Here is a 5317-nt window from a genome sequence, read left to right as displayed (position 1 = left end):
GCCTGAATAGGGCCATACTCGTTGCGGACGGAAACACGCACCTCTGGTCCTGCGCAAGTCTTGCTTGGCGTAGGACATCGATGGTCTAGAAGCAAAGACGAGTCTGAATCTTGAAGAGTCGCAACCTGCCTGCCGGTTCGATAAGCCTCTTGGTGACAGCATTTGTCTTGATCCCGTCCGGCCGGGTAACGGCCTCGTCGGACTGCGATGCAGGCCTTGCTGCCAGCATCCCCGCCCGGTCCGCGTCGGCATCCGTCGGCAGCGAGTTCGTGCGACGAATCAGCGGCCTCGACGACGACGCACGCGAGGCCGCGATACTGGCGGAGGTTTCTGCAGGCAACGTTCCCGACTACATGCGGCAGCTCGTGGCGGTGAGCCTGACCGGACGCATGCGCAGCGGCCGTGACGTCGAGGTCACGGTCTGCGTGGTGCCCGACTATCTGGCGGTCGGCTCCGACGAGGATTCCATGCTCGTGCCAATGCGGCTGTCGACGGCGCTGACGGCCGCGCGGCGCCTGGGCTTCATGCTGCCGACACGCAAGATCGTCAACGCGGTCTACCAGCAGGCTCAGGTGCATCTTCAGCCGCAGCCCCTGCCGGCGAGCGACCAGATGCGGTCGACCGCGTACTACTGGCATCACACGGAAATGGTTCACCAGCAGAGGCTCGCCACCGGGGTCCCGCTCGGTGCGCTGACGGCCGGCGACAAGAAGGATCTGGTGATCACGAACCGGCTTTGGCGGTACCCGGACCGGGTGGCGATCTACGGCTGGCATCGCAGCTCCGGCAGTCCGATCCAGCCGCTGAGCACGGTGCATGGCAGTCGATATGCGGACTACAGCCACGGCGTGCGGCTGGTCGCGGCACAGGTTCGTTTCGAGGGACAGTGGCAGGCGCTAAGCGATCTGCTGGAGGACGGAGCACTGGCCGAACTGGTCAGTGACGAAGGTGCGATGCCTCGTCTGCCGCAATTGCTGGCGCTTCTCGACGTGGACACGGCTCGACCGGCCACAGCACAGGTCGCCAATCGGCGGTCCCTGGGAAATCTCGTGACAGTTTCGAAGTAGCCGATTCAGCGCTTTACTCGGCTGCCTTGAGAGCTCACGGATGCAATCAGCTGTGTAGAGTGCGATTCCACGGCGTAGACAGCGCGTCGTCGACGACGGCTTGAGCCTCTAGCAGCAGTCGCTGCAGGTGGGCAAGACTCTCGAAGCTCTCTGCATAGATCTTGTAGAGCGCCTCGGTCCCGGAAGGACGCGCAGCGAACCAGCCGCTGGCGGTGCTCAGCTTGATGCCGCCGATCGGCGCACCGTTCCCGGGCGCGCGGTCGATCACGGCAGTGATCGGCTCGCCGGCGAGATCGCTCTGGAGTATCCGCCGTGGTGTGATCTTGGCCAGCGTGGATTTCTGTGCAGCTGTCGCAGGAGCGTCAAGACGATCGAAGAACGGTTCGCCCAGTTCCATGGCGAGTTCGCGGTAATACTGGCCCGGATCCCGCCCGGTACGGGCGGTGATTTCCGCCGACAGCAAGGCAGGCACAAGGCCATCCTTGTCGGTGGTCCAGACCGTGCCGTCGATACGGCTGAAGGATGCGCCGGCGCTCTCCTCGCCGGCGAAGCCGAGGCTGCTGTCGAGCAGCCCGGCGACGAACCATTTGAAGCCGACTGGCACTTCGATCAGGCGACGGCGCAGGCGCGTTGCGATGCGGTCTATCATCGCGCTGCTCACCAAGGTCTTGCCGATGCCGGTACCTGGGTGCCAGTGCGCCCGGTTCTGGAACAGGTAGTCGATCATCACCGAGAGGTAGTGATTGGGCGGAAGCAGGCCAGCACTCGGGGTGACGATGCCGTGACGGTCGTGATCGGTGTCGCAGGCAAAGGCGATGTCGTAGCGGTCCTTGAGCCGGATCAGCCGCTGCATGGCATACGACGAAGAAGGGTCCATACGGATTCGGCCGTCCCGGTCCACCGTCATGAAGCCGAATTGCGGGTCGACCTGCTCGCTGGTCACCGTCAGATCAAGCTGGTAGCGCTCGGCAATGCGAGCCCAGTAGTGAACCCCTGCGCCGCCGAGCGGATCGACGCCGATGCGAATGCCGGAGCGGCGGATCAGCTCGAAGTCCAGCACGTTGACGAGGTCGGCGACGTAGTAGCCGAGGTAGTCGTGCTCATGGGTGGTACTGGCCAGCAGCGCGTGCTTCAGCGGCAGCCGGCGCAGCCCCGAGAGACCGCTCTCGATCAGTACGTTAGCGCGTTCCTCGATCCAGGCAGTGATCTTCGTACCGGCCGGCCCCCCATGCGGCGGGTTGTACTTGATGCCGCCATCTTCAGGCGGATTGTGCGACGGGGTGATCACGATGCCATCGGCTCGCTTGCAGGCCCGTGGATCATCGAGGCCCCGGTTGATCGACAGGATCGCGTGTGAAATGGCCGGCGTGGGCGTGGTCTCGCCGGCACGAGCGATCATCGTGGTCACGCCATTGGCCGCAAGGACCTCCAGCGCGCTGTGGAACGCCGGCAGCGACAGCGCATGGGTGTCGATACCGATGAACAAGGGGCCGTCGATCCGAAGTAGCTTGCGGTAGTCGCAGATCGCCTGGCAGATCGCCAGGACATGCCATTCATTGAAACTGCAGGTGAGTGGGGAGCCACGGTGACCGGATGTCCCGAACGAGACGCGCTGTGCAGGCACTGCAGGATCAGGACGTGAATCAAGGTATGCCGCGATCAGGCCTGGGACGTCGACCAGCAGCGAAGACGGGGCTGCCAGACCTGCAAATGGACTGATCTCTGTGCTCATCTGTCGGCAAGCCGTGATCCGTCGGATCAGCTTCAGGTTCCGCTTGAAGGCTCGTTCACCTTGGATTCGAGGCCCGGGAGCAGTCGATCAAGCTCTCTCTTGACTGCCGCGTAGCACTCGCAGGCATGCTGCTGCAGTTTTTTTCGATCAAGAACGGTAATGGTTCCAGCGCTGTACTGGATGATGCCCACGTCCTGCAGCTTTCGCGCAGCGTCGGTCACACCGACTCGACGAAGCCCGAGCATGTTGGCGATCAATCCCTGCGTCATCATGATCTTGTCGCTCGGCAGGCGATCAAGGCTCATCAGCAGCCAGCGGCAGAACTGCTGTTCCACGGAATGATGAAGATTGCACCCTGCTGTCTGCATCATCTGTGTCATCAGAGCCTGCGTGTAGAGCAGCAAAAGTTCACGCAATGGAGCGCAGGTGGAAAATTCATCGCGCATGACCAGCGCATTCAGCCGATACGCACTGCCTTCACTCTGCACCACTGCGCGACTGGTCGTGGTCTCGCCACCCATGATCTGCGCGATACCGACCATTCCTTCGTTGCCGACGATGGCGATCTCGGCCGAATCGCCATCGTTCATGACGCAAAGCAGAGAGATGATGCAATCGATCGGGAAATACACCTCGCGAAGCGCCTGCCCCGATTCGTAGATGACCATGCCGAGCTTCAGATGCACCGTCTCGAGATACTCAGACAACCGCAGTAGCTCCGCGTCAGGAAGACGGGCCAGCAAACGATTGCGCGGAGGGTGTGGCGAGGACATGAACTTATTCGCTGAGGTATGGAAATAAAGTCGGAGCCGATAGCAGAGAAATGACTCCCGTTGAAGCTTTTACCCCAGCCGACGCTCGCTCTTCCGTGCGTTCGCGCATACAGCGCGCTGCAGTCGAAGGCTTGCGCGTATCGGTCAGCGCTCAAGATCTGGACAAAGGCGTGCGGACACAACCAAGAGAAGCGAGAAGATCGCCGCGATAACGTCTGAATGCGATGCCAGCCCGGTTAGGCTCATGTCGCCCGGGGTTCACAACGCTGGGCAGCGTATCCACGAGATAGATCAGCGGAACCCTCAGGCATGCCTGGCAATTGCTATTCCAGATCGAGCTCATTCACCTGATGCGCCTCGAGCATGCGTGTCCCCAGCATGGTCAGACGGACTTCGCCGACGGCTTTCACCTTCGAACCGATTTCGAGCTCGGCATACGCCATTCCTTCCGGCCGCAAGTGAATGAACTCGCCCGTCTGCAGCATCACGCCGTTGGGCTGCCCGTGGCGTGCGAAATGAATCGCGCCGACCACGCCCTCGATCATGGTGTTGTCTGGGTCTGCGCCGATCTGATCGATACCGAGATTGCTCGCATTGGCAAAAGACTCGAACTTGTACACACGATGGTTTGCCTCGGCAGTCTTGTGCGACTGATCGGCAACTGCGAGTACGTGTAACGGCTTCCCGGGTCCGCAATCTCGCGCAAGCTCGACACCAATGCCGGGGTCGACGTTCAATTGCACGGTTTGGCCATCGATTCTGATCAGAGCACCTTCAATGTGACCCTTGGGGCTGAAGAGAAGCTGCTCGCAGATCCCGTTGATAGTCTCGGTTTTCTTCGTCATCTCGAACCTCGTTATCGCACTCTATGGAATGTGTCTTACGTGTTCGCACAAACCTAGGCGTTACGACGAGAATCGTCTGTTCGGCAGCGAACGACATCTGGACCGTGCACGGATACTGATCAGGATTGTGCTTATCTTCGATTTGTCGAAAGAACATCGTGATCCAAGCTGGTGCTGTCTTCGCCGCGACAGCCAGGCAGCGGACAGGCCAGCTTGTAGAAGTTGACGTTGAGGTAAGCCGCAACGTCATTGATCTCTGGCGAGCCCCAGTTCTGTCCGGCGTTTCTCTGCCAGCGCTCGACCTGCACCAGCACATCGCTCCACGAGCCGACGATGCTGTTTTCCCGCCAGTGAGCTTCGGTGGTATGACAGCTGACGCAATTCGTTTCGTACAACATCTGACCGCGCTGCATGTCCAGCATCACGGCATCTTCCGCGGGTTCGTCATTGGCAGTATTCGCAGCGTTGGCACCTGTTCCATTGCTGAGGATCAGCGCCATCAGCACAGCTGCGATCGGATATCGGCGCACTGTGGGGATCTGCGTCTCGTATGTTGGCTTTCTGTTCATTCCTGGACTCCTCGTTGCAAGGTCGAATCTCGGTGATCGGCACTGGTTGACGCTGCAGTGTTCTAGGAGCTGATCGCCGAGCGGATCAGCAGCGCGATCACCGCCAGCGTCATGACGCTGGCCAACCAGATCAACAGGAACCAGCCGATGCGGCGGGCCAGACTGTCGGGCTTTCCGGTGTCGTCGACGGGCATCAGTGGTAGGAACCGGCGGCGCCGACCTTGCCGCGAAATACCCAGTAGGAATAGGCCGTGTAGGCCAGGATCAATGGCAGCAGCACCAGCGATCCCACCAGCAGAAAGGACAGGCTGTTGTCGGGAGCCGCAGCGTC

6 protein-coding genes and 1 pseudogene are annotated in these 5317 nt (G+C 60.9%); 1 reads left to right on the top strand and 6 read right to left on the bottom strand.

Annotated features, from left to right (window positions below; all coding sequences use genetic code 11):
- Positions 1–110: 110 nt before the first annotated feature.
- Complete coding sequence (locus QZY06_RS20120) at positions 111–1067, top strand: hypothetical protein (RefSeq protein ID WP_295687564.1); 957 nt, start codon at positions 111–113, stop codon at positions 1065–1067.
- Between the two features lie 46 nt (positions 1068–1113).
- Here the strand turns inward: QZY06_RS20120 and pgm are convergent, their stop codons facing one another.
- The 6 genes and pseudogenes from pgm to QZY06_RS22290 form a co-directional block, all read right to left on the bottom strand.
- Positions 1114–2799 carry a phosphoglucomutase (alpha-D-glucose-1,6-bisphosphate-dependent) gene (pgm, locus tag QZY06_RS20115; protein ID WP_295687562.1) on the bottom strand — a complete coding sequence of 562 codons (1686 nt, stop codon included), beginning with the start codon at positions 2797–2799 and terminating at the stop codon, positions 1114–1116.
- Positions 2800–2831: 32 nt separating this feature from the next.
- A complete protein-coding gene (locus QZY06_RS20110; protein WP_295687559.1) occupies positions 2832–3572 on the bottom strand; it encodes a Crp/Fnr family transcriptional regulator in 741 nt (246 codons plus the stop codon).
- Positions 3573–3895: 323 nt separating this feature from the next.
- Positions 3896–4417 carry a hypothetical protein gene (locus QZY06_RS20105; protein ID WP_295687557.1) on the bottom strand — a complete coding sequence of 174 codons (522 nt, stop codon included), beginning with the start codon at positions 4415–4417 and terminating at the stop codon, positions 3896–3898.
- Positions 4418–4548: 131 nt separating this feature from the next.
- A complete protein-coding gene (locus QZY06_RS20100) occupies positions 4549–4986 on the bottom strand; it encodes a cytochrome c (protein ID WP_295687555.1) in 438 nt (145 codons plus the stop codon).
- A 62-nt stretch (positions 4987–5048) separates the two neighbouring features.
- Positions 5049–5180, bottom strand: coding sequence for a DUF2474 domain-containing protein (locus QZY06_RS20095; protein WP_295687552.1), 132 nt, complete (start codon positions 5178–5180; stop codon positions 5049–5051).
- A pseudogene (locus QZY06_RS22290) lies at positions 5180–5317 on the bottom strand (ubiquinol oxidase subunit II); the annotation flags it as partial. The pseudogene QZY06_RS22290 and the gene QZY06_RS20095, both read right to left, overlap by 1 nt.

Origin of the sequence: uncultured Nevskia sp. (assembly GCF_903885465.1) — a bacterium.
GTDB lineage: Bacteria > Pseudomonadota > Gammaproteobacteria > Nevskiales > Nevskiaceae > Nevskia.
The sequence above is the reverse complement of the archived record's forward strand: the minus strand, read 5'-3'. Positions and strand labels throughout refer to the sequence as shown.

Coding starts and splice junctions, on each gene's coding strand:
- pgm (WP_295687562.1), bottom strand. CDS start 2,799: ATGAGCACAGAGATCAGTCCATTTGCAGGTCTGGCAGCCCCGTCTTCG.
- QZY06_RS20110 (WP_295687559.1), bottom strand. CDS start 3,572: ATGTCCTCGCCACACCCTCCGCGCAATCGTTTGCTGGCCCGTCTTCCT.
- QZY06_RS20105 (WP_295687557.1), bottom strand. CDS start 4,417: ATGACGAAGAAAACCGAGACTATCAACGGGATCTGCGAGCAGCTTCTC.
- QZY06_RS20100 (WP_295687555.1), bottom strand. CDS start 4,986: ATGAACAGAAAGCCAACATACGAGACGCAGATCCCCACAGTGCGCCGA.
- QZY06_RS20095 (WP_295687552.1), bottom strand. CDS start 5,180: ATGCCCGTCGACGACACCGGAAAGCCCGACAGTCTGGCCCGCCGCATC.